This window comes from Paenibacillus sp. 01T424 (assembly GCF_056398745.1).
The window spans coordinates 58,775-72,503 of the sequence record NZ_JBFTPZ010000023.1; the positions used below are offsets into that span (position 1 = coordinate 58,775).

A 13,729-nucleotide genomic window follows, 5' to 3' on the forward strand; every position below is an offset into this window, starting at 1 on the left:
TTCGATCCCACTCATTAAGCACATATGTGTGCTTAACCACCACAAACCAGGGTTGCTTTCCCTCTATAAGCGCATATGTGTTCTTACAGCGAACTTTCGAGCATACTCTCACCACGATCCCAGTCTGTAAGCACGTATGTGTTCTTACAGACCACAAACCAGAGTTACTTTTCCCCAATAAGCGCATATTTGTTCTTACAGCGAACTTTCGAGCGTGATCTCACGACGATTCTACTCTTTAAGCACATATGTGTGCTTAACCACCACAAACCAGGGTTGCTTTCCCTCTATAAGCGCATATGTGTTCTTACAGAGAACTTTCGAGCATACTCTCACCACGATCCCACTCTGTAAGCACGTAAAGGTACTAACGCACCACAGTCTCCTATTGTCGTCTCTTATATAGCGACGTTTTCTGCGAATAGCCGGACAGATCAAAAAAGGGTTTCCCATAAAGTCTAGTTAGACTCTATGAGACACCCATCTCTAGTGGATCATATTATTTGATTGCTGCGAAGAACAAACGCTCTGACTCGCTGTCAGCTGGCTTCAGCTCAAAATCTGCGTAACGGTCGACCGTTTTAAAGCCCGCACGGTACAGAGCTGACTCGATCCAGTCTGGATCGTAAGCGCGCTGCACATGTGATTCTTCAAACCGATAAAACTTTGAATCGCGGTCACGCGAGAATATCGTTAGGTTATGCTCAATCTCGCAGCGCTCCTCTTCAAAGTCGCATGTCCATATATAGGCTACATCACGCTCATCAAGCACAAAGGGCTGTTCTTCCGCATAACGAATGAGCTGCTTTGGCGGATGCATATCGAATAAAAAGGAACCGCCGCTGCGAAGGCCAGCATAGGTAGCGCGGAAAGCCGCCTCAATATCCTCTTCCTCCGTCAAGTAGTTCAAGCAATCACAAAACGAAATGACCGCATCAACGGGCTCTTGCAGCTCCCATTCACGCATGTCCTGCTGCAGCCACCGAATCGAACCGGAGCGTGGTCTCGTAACCGCCTGAGGCGTCTCATCCCACTTGCTTCGCGCGACGGTAAGCATGTCCGATGACAAATCAATTCCATACACATGGAAACCCGAGCGTGCTAACGGAATCGAGATGCTCCCTGTACCGCAACCAAGATCTACGACAGTAGCAGGCATGCCATAGCGCGACCAGCCGGCCCTTGCGAAGCCCAGCCATTCTGCATAGGGCATATCCTCCATCAGCTGATCATAGACAGTAGCGAACTGTCCATAAGAGCGTGTCATTGCCGGTCAGCTCCTTCAGCTGAGGAGCCTGAAGCGTTCGCTTGCTCTCCTGCTTGCTCCGTCGTCGCATCAGACGGTTCAGCCAAATAAGTCCAGCTGCCTTTCTGAGTGACAAGCCTTTCTCTCATCAGCTTGCCTAAAGCGCGTTTGAATGCACCTTTGCTAATCCCGAATTTTTGTTTAATAATGTCGGCATCTGTCTGATCAGAGTATGGCATTCCGCCGCCTGGTCGTTCTTTAATGAAGGCAAGCAGTCGATCAGCATCCTCCAATCGTCCTACTTCCTTACGCTGCGCCATGGAAAGGTTAGCTCTGCCATCCTCACGAATGAAAGTAACACGAGCGCTTACACGCTCACCAAGTCTAAGCGGACGGATTCGTTCTGCGCTTGGAATAAGCCCATAAACGCCAAACCCTACAACGCCGCCATCAATCATGACGAACGAGCCGAGCTGCAGCGTTTTTGTTACCCAGCCTTCAACCCATTGATTATTCCAGCTCTCAGGTGCATGGAAGACAAGCTCCGAGAGTTCCTCTTCAAAAGCAATTTTCGCTACGAGTCTTCCTATTTTGTCATGCTTCATCACAACAAATACTTCATCGCCAGGAAGAGGCCTGTATTCAATACTCTCCGGCAGCTCTGAAAGCGGAAGCAACAGTTGTCTGCCAAGCCCCATTTCTAGGAAGCAGCCAAGCCTTGGATGAACGTCCGCTACTTTCAGGCGAGCAAGCTCACCTAGCTGGAGAAGCGGCTTCTTCATCGTAGCAGCCAATCGATCCTCTGAATCGTAAAAAATGAATACTTCCACTGCATCGCCGATTTTTGGCTTAGAGCCTACAAGCTCGGTATAATGCATGAGCACATCCGATTCTTCATCGCTCAAAAAATAGCCGTAGGGCGACACCTCGCGTGCCACCCTTAAAGTCAAAGTTGTTCCGGCTACAAAACTCATGCAAACTCCACAACCTTCGCATCGGACCATAGCCGCTCAATGTTGTAATATTCACGCTCATCGCGATGGAATACGTGAACGATAACGTCGCCGAGGTCAATCAGCACCCATCTTGCCGAATCCATACCTTCGATTCCGCGCACGCGATTGCCATTTTTCTCAGCTTGTTTCCGAATTTCGGTTGCGATAGCTTGTACTTGTGTATCCGAGTTACCGCTGCAAATGACGAAGTAATCCGCCACCAAGGAAATTTCTTTTAAGTTCAAAGCAACAACGCGCACCGCTTTTTTGTCTTCTGCTGCTGCGACTGTGATTTGAAGCAATTGATCCGAATGTAACGCCATAGCTCAGCCTCCTGTTAAATATTATTCTAATAAACTATTTCTTGCTTCTATTGTTAGCGGAAATATTCGTTTTCCTTTTTCTAATAAGAAGGAAATTGTAGAGTTAAAGCCAGCAAGCAATGCTTGATCCAATGAATGCTCGCTAAGCTCGCGAATTTTGTCTACTCCTGGAAACTCTCGCCCTGGTTCCATATAATCGGCAAGGCAAACAATTTTCTCAAGTTTCGACATACCGCGGCGACCTGATGTATGGTAGCGAATAGCGTCCAGCACTTCGGTGTCCGCCACACCAAATTCATGTTCGGCTACCCACGCCCCAACGGGTGCATGCCACAATTCTTTATCATAAAGTAAAAGCTCTGCTGGCAATGCTTGATCGCGAATGACCTTCTGCATACGATCGACATTCCAGTACTTAGAAACATCATGCAAAATGGCAGCAAGCTCAGCTCGTACAGCATCTTCGCCAAACCTATTAGCTAATATGACTGCGGTCTCCATGACTCCCTGTGTATGCAGCCATCTTCGCTCAGGCATTTCCGCTTTTACTTTTTCGATCATTTGCTCACGATTCATACAGGTTGTACCTCCTCATGTAGCTATTCACCGAATCAGGCACTAAGTATTGAACAGACTGCCCAGCTTTTACCTTGCTCCTAATCGCTGTTGAAGAAATCGCAATGGCAGGCATGTGAACCAAGCTGACCCGCTCCTGCAAAAAAACCGGCAGTGCGGAAATATCGACCGGATTGCCTGGACGCTCTAATCCAATAAATGATATTCGAGCAGCTAGCTGCTCGATTTCATGCCACTTCGGCAGGTCGTTGATGCGATCTGAACCGATAATATAGGAAAAAGAATGGTTCGGATAACGTCCCTGCAGCTCTACGATCGTATCGTAGGAATAGCTCACACCACCACGCTGCAATTCAATATCAAGCGCTCGAAAGGCCTTGTTGCTCTCGATAGCATCGCATACCATTTCGTAGCGCCGCTCTCCGCTAACGCCTGGCTCATTCGCCTTGAGCGGTGGTCCGTATGACGGGATAAACCACACCTCGTCCAAGCCGCTCTGCTCTCGTGCGGTTTCTGCAGCAATCAAATGACCGATATGGATGGGATCGAAGGTGCCGCCCATAATTCCTATCTTAATCACTTGTTGAACGCCTCCCTATCAAGCAAAGTCGAAGCGTTAACAGCTATCGTGTCTTCTAGTATGCCCTTTATGACAAAAAGCTGCATTCGCCGCGCAAGTCTCGGTCCATATTATTTGCGAGCAGCTGTAGGAAGCTCGATTTGTTTGTTGTCCTTGGATTCTTTGTATAGAACGATCGTTTTGCCGATCACTTGTACAAGCTCCGCGCCCGCTGATTTAGCAACTTCAACGCCGATTTCCTTAGGATCGTCTAGACAGTTGTTAAGAACAGAAACTTTGATAAGCTCGCGCGACTCAATCGCCTCCTCGATATGACGAACGAGGTGATCGTTAGTGCCGCCCTTTCCGACTTGGAAAATCGGTGTCAAATGATGAGCTAGAGCTCTTAAATATCGTTTTTGTTTGCCTGTAAGCATAATAAGTGTTCCTTCTTTCATCTCAATAATTCGTCTGTTTGATTGCTTCAATAAATAAGTTTAGCCTTGCAATGAAGCAAGTACCGTTTCGCGCATCGCTGTGACGGGTGCTGGCTGGCCTGTCCAATATTCAAAGGCATATGCTCCTTGATAAATAAACATGCCAAGCCCGCCATGAATACGGCAGCCGCGCAGCTCTGCTTGCTGCAAAAATTTCGTTTTCAAAGGATTGTATATTAAATCACTTGCAACCGCGCCCAGCTTCAGCCAGCTTGCATCAATTGGAGTCTCCTCCGTATGAGGGAACATGCCTACTGATGTCGTGTTAATCACGATATCGGCTTGCTCGCATGCGGTTTGCAGCTCATCATTCGAAATCGCTTCAATATCTACTTTATTTTGCAATGAATCTGCAAGCTCTTTTGCCCGGTCTACGGAACGGTTGGCCACCGTAATTCGCGCAGGATTCTCGCTTGCTAGAGCATAAATGATGCCGCGGGCTGCGCCGCCCGCGCCGATAACGACGATTCGTTTCCCGGCAAGCTCACGCTCCGCTTCTTCCTTCAACGAACGCACATAACCAATACCATCGGTGTTATATCCGATTAGACGGCCAGCGTCGTTGACAATCGTGTTAACCGCGCCAATCGCCTGCGCGCTTGCATCGATCTCATCAAGCACGGACATAATGTCCAGCTTATGGGGGATCGTAACATTGACACCGCGAATGCCCATTGCACGAACACCAGCGGCAAAATCTCCGATACGATCACTCGTAACATGAAAAGCAGTGTATACACCGTTAATTCCCGTTTCCCGAAAGGCACGGTTCATCATAATAGGTGATTTCGAATGCCTTATCGGATCGCCGATGACGCCGAACAAAAGAGTATTGCTGTCAATCTGGTTTCCTGCGCTCATATTCGTCACAGTGAATTCCCCTTCCAAGTGACATGTGTTTAGATCATCGAGTCGCGAAGCATGACCTTAACGCCCTTCGGCGCATAAATGTCAATAACAGCTCCACCAGTACCGTTCACTTGAATCCATCCAAGACCGGATATAAATACGTCCTTATTCAAGCCACGCTTAACACGTAGTGAATGCCTTGTCCAAGCCGGAATCGTTTCTAGTTCTTCAAGCGATGGTCCTCCGAGCAATTGCCCACGGTGATCTGCATACAACTCATCCGCCCGCTCCAGCTTCGTACGATGCATGTTGAGCGCATTTGAAACATAGAACGTAAAGGATTGGCGATCACCCTCAACAAAATCGAATCGAACAAGGCTGCCAATAAACAGCGATTGACCCGAGTTCAATTGATAGACGAGCGGTTTAATTGGCTTGTCCGGCAATAGTGAGCCTAGGAAGCTCCGCGGTACAACCTCTGTCATACGTGTCGTATAGACGATACCTGGGGTATCAATAATCGCTTTCCCATCCTCAAGCGGAATATGAACGGCATCAAGCGTTGTTCCCGGATAACGAGAAGTAGTCAGCTCACGTTCCATGTCACTGTAATCTCGAATTAGACGATTAATCAAGGTTGATTTGCCGACATTCGTCGCGCCAACCACATAGACATCTCGGCCATTCCGGTACTGCTCAAGCGCTTCAATAACCCGCTCGAAGCCCATATTCCGCTTCGCGCTGCATAGGACCACATCGACTGTGCGCAGTCCCTCTTCTTTTGCTTGCTTCTGAACCCAATTCCGAAGTCGATTGACGTTCATCGCTTTCGGCAGCAAATCAATTTTGTTCACGACAAGCAGCACTGGATTGTTTCCGACAAAACGCTGCAAGCCCGAAATCAAACTTCCTTCAAAATCGTACAGATCGACAATATGCACAACGAGGCTATCCGTATTTCCGATGCTGCCAAGCAGCTTTAAGAAGTCATCCTGATCAACCGCTACGGATGAAGCTTCATTATAATTGCGAATTCGGAAGCATCGCTGGCAAATAACCGGTTCGCGACCGACAGCCGCCTCCGGCAAATAACCTGGCAAATCAGAACTTTTAATCTGAAGCGCCACTCCACAGCCCGCACATGATCCATATGCCTGACTAAGTTGTTGTTCCATCACTTTGTTTCCCCCTCATACCATAACCCTTTTTTCCTTAAACGCACTAACGCTATTCGTTCAATACGACGATTCACTCGTGTCATTATACCTTCATCAGCAGGAGCGATTGGCGTGACAAGGATGGTGTATAACCCCATACGGTTACCCCCAAGCACATCCGTCAGCATCTGATCTCCGATTACGACGGTTTCCTCAGGTGCAAGGCGGAGTACACTAAGCGCTCTCTTGAACGATTTGCCAGCTGGCTTGCGAGCAGCATGAATATATGGAATATTCAGCGGCGCAGCAAACTTCCCGACGCGTGTCTCGTTGTTATTGGATACGATAACAACCTGAAAGCCCCGAGAACGTACGTAATCAAGCCACTGCACAAGCTCAGGCGTAGCTAACGCCTCCTTGGCACCGACAAGCGTATTATCCAAATCCGTAATGATGCCGCGAACGCCTCTTGCATGCAGCTCATCTAAGTTAATTTCATATACTGTATTGACGCGCATATGCGGCAACAGCCGTTCAAACATAATGGATATCCCTCTGCTTTCTGCTTGCTATCTTACGAAACTATACCATACAAACTAAATTTGTTGCAAAAAAATACCGCTACCAATTTCTCTGGCGAGCGGTATTTGTTCGTATGTTATCTTAATTGATCAATGAGTGAGCGTACTTTAACGACGAAACGATCCGCTTCTTCAGATGACGCCATAACGGGGCTGTATTTCGCTTGCTCAAACCCATTCAGTACAATTTTAAAATCTTCACGCAACCGCTTCTGATTTTGCGACCAACGCAATACGGCCTCGCGCAGCGTCTCATGGTCTTCGCGCTCCATTCCACGCTTTTTGCAAATGCGCAGCAGCTTTTGCGTCTCAAGTACGATTCGATCATTTGTTGTGTATGATCCATGGCGGAGCTTTCTCCAAGAAAAGATAAGCTTGTCACGACGAATAATGAGCCATGCAATTGCAGCAACGATGAGTAGTGATATGGAGCTCCATAACCAAACCTGCGAGCTTGATGAGCCTTCTGTATCTCCTGCTGCTGCAGCATCGTTATCGCTTAGTTCCAGATCTGGCAAAGCAGCAACCTCTTCTTCAGGCAGCGTATACGGGAATGAGAAACCCGCTGTTGCTTCGAACGGTATCCAGCCAGTACCTTCAAAATAAATTTCTACCCAAGAATGAGCATCTGAATTTCGAACGGTGTAGGTGCCTGCTCCGCTTGGATTTACTTCTTCCTCCCTATAACCGCCTGGAGGGCCGAAGTCACTAGCTGGAAGCGCACCAGGAGCAAATCCTTTAACCCATCTCGTCGGAAGGCCTAAGCTACGCGCCATAACGGCCATTGAAGTGGAAAAATAATCGCAATAGCCTTCTTTTAGCTCGAACAGAAATTGATCAACGAAATCGCTGGTAGATCCTGTGAGCTTCGATTCATCGGGCAAATTATTATAGTTGTAATTGAGCCTTAAATACGACTCCAACAATCTAGCTTTATCATAATCATTAGCTGCTCCAGCGGTGACCTGCTCTGCAAGCTGTTTGACTCGATCCGGCAATGATTCAGGCAATTGCAAGTAAAATGAATGGCGTGAAGCCTCTCCCTTATCTGACCAGCCAGCTTTGGATGTCCTCAGCAGCGCTTCATCTAAAACAGGTACTGACGACGTAACCGAATACGTTTGCGGGTATTTGCGGTTTTGCATGGACCAGTTCAGCAGCCGCAGCTCGCCTGAGCTAGGCTCCCATCTCAAGCTAGTTGGAATAGCTGCCTCTTCATTTTCAATCCAATTGATCTTCGAAAGTGGTGCAGCAGCAAAAAGAACCGGATAAACATCCTTTCGAATCATTGTAACAATCTGATTGACTTGCTTAACCCCAGCTTTTGGCGGATCATCTAATGAAGGGAATACTTCTCCCTTTACAACTGAAATATTTTCTTCGCCAGCAAGCCTGGGACTTACATCAATCCATCCGTCACCCGTGTAAAAAGCTTTGGACTCCCCGCGCCAGTAGCTGCGATGCGAGGTCGTGACGGTCATCATCGGTGAATAATCAAATTCAAATCCACCACCAAGCTTATCGTCGCTTCGACTATATCCGGAGCTCGCATTGCCTGATCGGTTCGGCGATATCACATCTGTGCCCTTATCGCCTAAAAACACCTGAACCCTCTCCCCTTTAGCTTCCTTCCAGATCGTATAAGGATCCTGAAGAATAGGAGCAATTGAGGGCATATTCAATCCTACAATCATGAGAATAGATAAAACGAGTGCAATCGGCACCATTAATCGCAGCGGATACTCGATTAGCTCTTTCCAGCTATTCGGATGCTCGCGCTTCAGCCTCGACAAGTGGCCAGCGACCATCCAGAGCAAACCAATAAAGACGACCATCCCTACTTCATCCCACAGCCAGATCGGCGTAAAGGAATCTGCGATGGTTAACACCAAAATGCTTACGCCTACAAATCCGAACATTCGAACTCTTGTGATCGTCCATATTCCAAACAGCACGTAGAGCATAAGCATCGCCCCACTTATCCATATAAATGGATTAAGCTGAACGAGATGTACCTGCAGCCACCACAGCCACTCTTGCCAGCCCTGTGGACTTGCAACAATCCATTCCATTCTTGCCCATTGCGTTGTAATAAAAATAGCTGCCATTACTTGAAAAAGAAGCTTCAGAAATTTCCAGCGGGGAGGAAGCAATATATCAATTGCTGCCGCCGCAAATAAAGTGTAGTAGGCAATGGCGTACGTTTCGTCCCACCAATAACCTTCAAATATTGTAATTACATTCGCTAAAATAATGGCAATAAATATAGATCTCAGCTTCTCAAACCAGTTCGTCGTTAAATACACACCAATTGATTTCATCATTTGCTTCATGCAATTCCGCTCCCTTCCAATACCGTTGGGAGCTCTTGCAGCTGACGAACTTCAAATACAGGCCAGCCGCGTTCGCGCAATACACGTTTCCAAGAAGTATTATGGCTTAATAAATCAACCGACGAGGAGATATGAATCAAGCAAGGGGTAATTCCTTTGCGTGAGAGCCACTCCATGCTTCGAATGACATCCGCGCCAGTCTCAGGAGTAATGAGGACTGCAAAACTTCCGGCTTCAATCGTAGAATCAGCTTGCTGAAGCGACGGATACAAAGGCCTCGCTGCATTTGCATCTACAAAGGTTAAATGCCTCATCACCATATTTCGTTGATCAATGCCTGATTTGGGTGTAACGAATGTCATGGAGTCTCCAATGGAGAGCAGCCCCATTGCCGTATCACTTTTGAGACCGTTCTCGAGCAATGAAGCTGCAACGGATACGGCTAATTCGAAGCGAGTCGCGAGTTCACCTTTGTAGCTGCTTGAATGTCGATCAAGGATGACTAGCGTACGCGGCAATGACTCACGCTCGAAAGCTTTCGATTTCCACTCGCCCGTCTTCGCCGTCGCATTCCAATGGACACGTGACAAACGGTCTCCGTATAAATATTCACGAACGCCGTTAATTTGTGTCGTTTCCTTCGCTGAGCGTGACGCGATGGCATGAGAGTAAGGACCGCGAATCCCGCGCTGAATGCCATTCCACTGCCTAAGCGGAACTGTCTGAGGCAGCACATTAAGCACCGTCTCTGATCCGAATTTCCCTGAATGCTCGAACAAACCGAAAACATCATAAGACAAGCACTCTGTATGAGTAAATCGGTACTCGCCGCGCTGCAGCGGAGGCGTTTGATACACGACATGGCCCGCACGCTTCCAATTCGGCACGAAGGAAGTCTCGAATGCCAGCCTTTGTCCATTATGACGATGCAGCTGATCTCTAACAATGACGTATGGAAGCGGATAATAGCCAGGTATTTTCATGGAAAGGCTTACTTCTAGCGTGCTGCCTGCTGATAAAGATTGATCGATTGTTGTTGCTCCAGGCATCGCATACACTCTGCTGCCCGTCACCTTGTTAATTCCGCTCCACCTGCCAAGCACTAAATAAATAATTAATAAATTCAAAATCATGAAGAGCATCATCGCGGTTTTGCCGCCTTGAAATAAAAAGTAGAACAGACTGGTCAAATAAATGACTGCGACAAGCTGCATCCGCAGCTTCGAAGATTTGGCCGCTGTCATACGACTAACGCTCTAGCCGAACCGGTACTTTCGTGGACTGAATCACCTGCTCGATGATATCCTCCGCTTTAAGACCGTTCATTCTAGCTTCCATTCTCAGAAGAAGTCTGTGCGAAAGCACGTATGGAGCAAGTTCCTTCACATCATCAGGCGTTACAAACTGTCTCTGCTGAATATAAGCGCTCGCTTTAGCCGCTCTTGCCAGCGCTAGCGCTGCACGAGGACTTGCACCGAGCATTACATTCGCGTTTTCTCTCGTTCCTCTTATTAATGAAACTAAATATTTGCCTACGGCGTCATCAATATGCACCTTAAGCGCTTGGTCCTGAATTTGGATCATATCGGATATATTAATCATTTGCTGAATGCGATCAGATGGATGTATTCCTTCATTAGAGAGCACCATTTGCTGCTCATCTGTTTCACTTGGATACCCGAGCGACAGCTTCATCATGAACCGGTCCAGCTGCGCCTCCGGAAGCGTATAAGTGCCTTCAAATTCAATTGGATTTTGGGTAGCGAGCAAAACGAACGGACGAGGCAGCTCATATGTATCGCCATCAACCGTTACATGTCCTTCTTCCATCGCCTCAAGCAGTGCAGATTGTGTCTTCGTTGTTGCGCGATTGATTTCATCGGCTAGCAATATATTGGCCATAATTGGACCCGGACGAAATAAAAAGGTTTCTTGTTTGGGATGGTAAATGGAAACGCCTGTTATGTCAGTTGGCAGCAAGTCGGGATTGCATTGTATCCGGCGGAACTGGCCGCCTATTGACTTTGCCAACGCTTTCACTAATTGTGTTTTGCCCGTGCCTGGCACGTCTTCAAGCAGAACATGTCCACCTGCAACGACGGCAATTAACAATCTTTGGATCTCTTCCTGTTTGCCGAGGATACAAGATTCTAAGTTTCGGAGAATAGTAGAACATAATTGCATGTCTGCAGGACGAATATCCATTTCATAACCTCCCGAAATAACGCATGAGTTAGTATTCAATACTACTATTTTACAGTACTTCCTTTACAGTACACAAATTTTTTCGCTACAAAAAAAATTGGAAGATCCCACAGGACCCTCCAACTTAAGTGTATAAATGGTTATCCTTTTGGCCTGACGACAAGTGCTGCCAAGAAGGAAAATATAATCGCTGCCGAAATGCCGGCACTAGTTACTTTAAAGATACCCGATATAACGCCAATCCAGCCTTGCGTATGCAATTCGGTTAATGCGCCGTGTACGAGGGCATTACCAAAGCTTGTTATCGGAACCGTAGCTCCCGCTCCAGCAAACTTGACGAGCGGTTCATATAAGTCAAAACCATCAACGATAGCGCCAATGACCACTAAGGTCGACATCGTATGGGCAGGAGTCAGCTTAAGAACATCAAACATCAGCTGACCGATCACACAAATTCCTCCACCAACTAAAAAAGCCCACAAAAAGATCATATATGCTTGCTCCCTCCTGCGCTAATGGCAACAGCATGTGCTATACATGGAATACTCTCGCCTTGCTGGAACGAGAGCGGCGATAATAATGCGCCCGTCGCCACGACTAAAATTCGGTTTAATTCGCCTTTCTTGATTCGTTTGAGCAGATGTCCGTAAGTAACGACGGCTGAACAACCACATCCACTGCCCCCTGCCTGTACCTTCTGCTTCTGAACGTCATATACCATAAGGCCGCAATCGCCAAACACTGTTTCGTTCATCGGAACGCCGTTTTTCATAAGCAATTCCTTTGCAATGGGATGCCCTACTCCAGCCAAATCACCCGTTACAATTAAATCATAATCACGAGGAGATCGGCCTGTATCGTTAAAATGGGCTTGTATCGTATCTACAGCTGCGGGCGCCATTGCAGCTCCCATATTAAATGGATCTGTGATGCCGAGATCTATGACTTTCCCGATGGTTGCACATTCCACGACTGGGCCGTCACCTTCTGCAGCGACAACAGCTGCGCCAGAACCCGTAACCGTAAATTGAGCGGTAGGCGGCTTCTGTGAGCCATATTCCGTTGGATAACGAAATTGCTTCTCAGCTGTGCAATTGTGACTGCAAGTGCCTGCCAGCACATGAGTGGCTGAGCCTGAATTCACGAAGAGCGATGCAAGCGCCAATGATTCCATCGAGGTGGAGCATGCGCCAAATACGCCAATGTACGGTACTCCTAGTGATCGAGCAGCAAAGCTATTGCTAATAATTTGATTCATGAGATCTCCGCCGACAAAAAACTGAAGCTGGTCGCGTTCGATGCCGGCATTTTGAATTGCAAACTCCGAGGCTTGCTCCAGCAGCAGCCGCTCTGCCTTCTCCCAGCTTTTTTGCTGCATGTCTAGCTCAGGATGGACGAGATCAAAATCGGCTGCAAGCGGACCATCTCCCTCATCAGGACCGACCACGGTCGCTTCGCCGATTATTACCGGGCGTTTCTCAAACCACCATGATTGTTTCCCTCGCAGCATATTACTGACCCCCAGTTCCGAGAATAAGATGAGCGATACCTACGAAGAAAGCTGCGACTGTACCGAAAACAATCACTGAACCAGCCAGCTTAAACATATTGCCGCCAACACCAAGCACAAGACCCTCGCTCCGATGCTCCAAAGCAGCCGAACACATGGAATTGGCAAATCCGGTTACAGGCACTGCTGAGCCAGCACCAGCCCATTGCGCAATTTTATCGTACACGCCTAGGCTCGTTAAAATAACGGATATCAAAATAAGCGTTGCAACGGTTGGATTGCTTGCCGCTTCTTCGCTCATTCCCATCAAATGGACATAAAGCTCCTGTATAACCTGTCCAAATACACATACTGCCCCGCCGAAAACGAATGCTTTCAAACAATTCCCAAGTACAGATCGAGGCGGCTCCATCGTTTTTGCGAACGATTGATATTCTTTTGGTGACATGGACATTTTTTTGTAATGACTTTTGCTTTTGGTCGCCACAAAACCATCCTCCTTTTCCGCTACGGTTTTTCTCTATGCCTGAAGCTAAAGTTCCGTAACCGCTTTGCTTTCTTCTGGTTCATTATTTGTAATAGCAGGTTGCAATATTCCAACACAAACAAAAACGCCATCAATGTCCTCTGGATGCTGCATCAGCTTTGACGGAGATATACAAGATAATCTGGAGCAAATAATATTCTTTCTTACATTAAAAAAAGGATTGCCCCCGACTAATGATTTAGTCGCAGGCAACCCTTTATTTAAAGAAATATGGCTAATAACAAAAGAACGAGTAAAACATACATTATGAGCACGAGCAAGCTCAATAAATGACGTTGCCGCTTCGTAGACAAAAGTGCAGCTCCCCTCACACCGGGCTTTTATCAACAGCATATGCCAAACACCCAGCTG

General features: G+C 47.4%; 16 protein-coding genes. All 16 read right to left on the minus strand.

The window, feature by feature from the left end; genetic code table 11:
• Window positions 1-499: 499 nt before the first annotated feature.
• Complete coding sequence (locus AC1DPK_RS18005) at window positions 500-1,267, minus strand: class I SAM-dependent DNA methyltransferase (protein WP_076270065.1); 768 nt, start codon at window positions 1,265-1,267, stop codon at window positions 500-502.
• The gene (locus tag AC1DPK_RS18010) at window positions 1,264-2,220 is read right to left on the minus strand and encodes a CvfB family protein (RefSeq protein ID WP_477511204.1); all 957 of its coding nucleotides are present in this window, start codon (window positions 2,218-2,220) and stop codon (window positions 1,264-1,266) included. Before AC1DPK_RS18010 ends, AC1DPK_RS18005 begins: the two co-directional genes overlap by 4 nt.
• Window positions 2,217-2,564, minus strand: a complete 348-nt coding sequence (rsfS, locus tag AC1DPK_RS18015) for a ribosome silencing factor (protein WP_054027809.1) — start codon at window positions 2,562-2,564, stop codon at window positions 2,217-2,219. Before rsfS ends, AC1DPK_RS18010 begins: the two co-directional genes overlap by 4 nt.
• 21 nt (window positions 2,565-2,585) lie before the next feature.
• Window positions 2,586-3,140, minus strand: coding sequence for a bis(5'-nucleosyl)-tetraphosphatase (symmetrical) YqeK (gene yqeK, locus AC1DPK_RS18020; RefSeq protein WP_477511205.1), 555 nt, complete (start codon window positions 3,138-3,140; stop codon window positions 2,586-2,588).
• Window positions 3,130-3,720, minus strand: coding sequence for a nicotinate-nucleotide adenylyltransferase (gene nadD, locus AC1DPK_RS18025; RefSeq protein ID WP_477511206.1), 591 nt, complete (start codon window positions 3,718-3,720; stop codon window positions 3,130-3,132). The genes yqeK and nadD overlap by 11 nt, the downstream gene beginning before the upstream one ends.
• A gap of 110 nt (window positions 3,721-3,830) precedes the next feature.
• Window positions 3,831-4,136 (minus strand): ribosome assembly RNA-binding protein YhbY, encoded by a 306-nt coding sequence (gene yhbY, locus AC1DPK_RS18030; protein WP_076270069.1) that lies wholly within the window; start codon window positions 4,134-4,136, stop codon window positions 3,831-3,833.
• Between the two features lie 60 nt (window positions 4,137-4,196).
• Window positions 4,197-5,057: a shikimate dehydrogenase gene (gene aroE / locus AC1DPK_RS18035; RefSeq protein WP_475449568.1), complete on the minus strand. Its 861-nt coding sequence runs from the start codon at window positions 5,055-5,057 to the stop codon at window positions 4,197-4,199.
• A 38-nt stretch (window positions 5,058-5,095) separates the two neighbouring features.
• A complete protein-coding gene (gene yqeH, locus AC1DPK_RS18040) occupies window positions 5,096-6,220 on the minus strand; it encodes a ribosome biogenesis GTPase YqeH (protein ID WP_076270070.1) in 1,125 nt (374 codons plus the stop codon).
• Window positions 6,220-6,744 (minus strand): YqeG family HAD IIIA-type phosphatase, encoded by a 525-nt coding sequence (locus tag AC1DPK_RS18045; protein WP_076270071.1) that lies wholly within the window; start codon window positions 6,742-6,744, stop codon window positions 6,220-6,222. Before AC1DPK_RS18045 ends, yqeH begins: the two co-directional genes overlap by 1 nt.
• Before the next feature lie 116 nt (window positions 6,745-6,860).
• Window positions 6,861-9,116 (minus strand): transglutaminase domain-containing protein, encoded by a 2,256-nt coding sequence (locus AC1DPK_RS18050; RefSeq protein ID WP_477511207.1) that lies wholly within the window; start codon window positions 9,114-9,116, stop codon window positions 6,861-6,863.
• Window positions 9,113-10,360 (minus strand): DUF58 domain-containing protein, encoded by a 1,248-nt coding sequence (locus AC1DPK_RS18055; protein WP_339208542.1) that lies wholly within the window; start codon window positions 10,358-10,360, stop codon window positions 9,113-9,115. Before AC1DPK_RS18055 ends, AC1DPK_RS18050 begins: the two co-directional genes overlap by 4 nt.
• 4 nt (window positions 10,361-10,364) lie before the next feature.
• A complete protein-coding gene (locus tag AC1DPK_RS18060; RefSeq protein ID WP_076270074.1) occupies window positions 10,365-11,321 on the minus strand; it encodes an AAA family ATPase in 957 nt (318 codons plus the stop codon).
• Between the two features lie 140 nt (window positions 11,322-11,461).
• Complete coding sequence (gene spoVAE / locus AC1DPK_RS18065; protein WP_076270075.1) at window positions 11,462-11,812, minus strand: stage V sporulation protein AE; 351 nt, start codon at window positions 11,810-11,812, stop codon at window positions 11,462-11,464.
• The gene (spoVAD, locus tag AC1DPK_RS18070) at window positions 11,809-12,831 is read right to left on the minus strand and encodes a stage V sporulation protein AD (RefSeq protein WP_076270076.1); all 1,023 of its coding nucleotides are present in this window, start codon (window positions 12,829-12,831) and stop codon (window positions 11,809-11,811) included. Before spoVAD ends, spoVAE begins: the two co-directional genes overlap by 4 nt.
• 1 nt (window position 12,832) lies before the next feature.
• A complete protein-coding gene (gene spoVAC / locus AC1DPK_RS18075) occupies window positions 12,833-13,318 on the minus strand; it encodes a stage V sporulation protein AC (protein WP_076270077.1) in 486 nt (161 codons plus the stop codon).
• A 45-nt stretch (window positions 13,319-13,363) separates the two neighbouring features.
• The gene (locus AC1DPK_RS18080; RefSeq protein WP_441882152.1) at window positions 13,364-13,711 is read right to left on the minus strand and encodes a hypothetical protein; all 348 of its coding nucleotides are present in this window, start codon (window positions 13,709-13,711) and stop codon (window positions 13,364-13,366) included.
• Window positions 13,712-13,729 lie beyond the last annotated feature (18 nt).